The sequence below is a fragment of the Asaia sp. W19 genome (genome assembly GCF_003994335.1).
Classification (GTDB): Bacteria; Pseudomonadota; Alphaproteobacteria; order Acetobacterales; family Acetobacteraceae; genus Asaia.
This window is the reverse complement of the sequence record NZ_PNQZ01000153.1, coordinates 1-1,423: the sequence shown is the minus strand read 5'-3', so window position 1 is coordinate 1,423 and position 1,423 is coordinate 1. Positions and strand designations below refer to the sequence as shown.

The 1,423-nt window shown below is 64.8% G+C and carries 1 protein-coding gene; it reads right to left on the bottom strand.

The window, feature by feature from the left end:
• Nucleotides 1-42: 42 nt before the first annotated feature.
• Nucleotides 43-1,423: 3'-5' exonuclease (locus C0V97_RS17525; protein ID WP_199752009.1), on the bottom strand; the 1,381-nt coding region annotated here is incomplete at its 5' end.

Below are 1,423 nucleotides of genomic sequence, written 5' to 3'. Positions count from 1 at the left end.
MTCCCCACCGGGACATGCCCCCCGGCGCCGGGCTGCGGCAGATCAGGGTTCGAACGGGACAAAGCTGAGCGTTGGCCCTTCCGTCCAGACCAGAACCAGCACGATCTCATGATCAGGATAGAGCTGTGAGAGCACAGCGCCATAAGCATTCATCTGGCGACGATAAGCAGCGGGTACGGCCTGGCCCGGTCGCGGAGGCTTCTGGCCTGTCTTGTAATCACAGAGCATCACCTGGCGAGGCGTCACACAGAGGCGGTCGACCTGTCCCAGCACAACCTGGCCTTGCGCAATGCCCGTCACCGGCTGCTCCGCAAGACTGCCGGGCGCAAAAAGCGGAGCCAGATTCTCATGAGTCAGGATGGCGCGTATCTGGGTCAGAAGCTGCGTGCGGTCCTCTGCCGGGAGACCATGGGCCGGCTGGGCAAGCCAGTTTTCGGCCAGCACGTCCCATTCCTCAGGGTTTCTGTCCGGCAGCCATTGCAGGAGCCTGTGCACGAGTGTGCCCCGGTTGATGGCCCGCGCGCGTCTGCTCTCATGCCCTGCCGCCAGAACAAGCGGAGAAAGCGCAGGGGGCGCCTCGCCAAAACGCGCTTCATCCGGTCGGCTGGGCGCCAGAGGTCGTGTGAGGGCAGCCTCCTGTGGCGCGGGGATTACACGCCAGTCCGGTGCACTGCCCAGAAATCCGGGGAGCGCTATCAGAGCAGGTTCATGATGCCTGGCAGGAAGTGCGGTTTGATGCTCGGGCTCGGCTTCGATCACGAGGGCCTCTCCCTCCCACCCGCCCTCGAAAGACTGCGGTGCAGCCCCGAGACGGTCGAACCCGTCCCGGCAGAGCGTGTACCATGAGGTGTCGCTCTGCTTCTTTCGGGGTTCCCAGCCGCATATTACAAGCCAGTCACTGGCCCTTGTGAGCGCGACGTAGAGCAGGCGGTTACGCTCGGCCTGCGCCGCCGCTTTTTCCGCTTCTTTCAGACGGTCGCCCAGATCGGAAGGCAATTCCCGGCCCGGCATCCAGACGGGCAGATCAAGACCATTCTGACGGGTCCAGAGCAGCTTTCTCTCGCCTTGAACCTCCCCTGTCATATCGGGCAGCACCACCAGACGCGCCTGCAACCCCTTGGAGCCGTGCACCGTCATGATCCGCACGGCGTCGATCTCGGCCTCGGCCTCACGCTTGACCGTCAGGCTGCTCGAAGCGAGCCAATGCAGGAAGCCCTGCATGGAGGGCGCATGAAGCCCCTCGAAACGCAATGCCGCAGAGAGCAGGTCATCGAGAGGCTCTGCCGCTTCCGGCCCGAGGCGGGCGAGCGCGCGGGCGCGCCCTTCATGGCGGCCGAGCGCATCGGCAAGGATCTGATAGGGCGTTGCGAAATCGATGCGGGKCTGGGGTGCGGGAAGGSGCTTCCAGGCGCTCTGCCAGKCT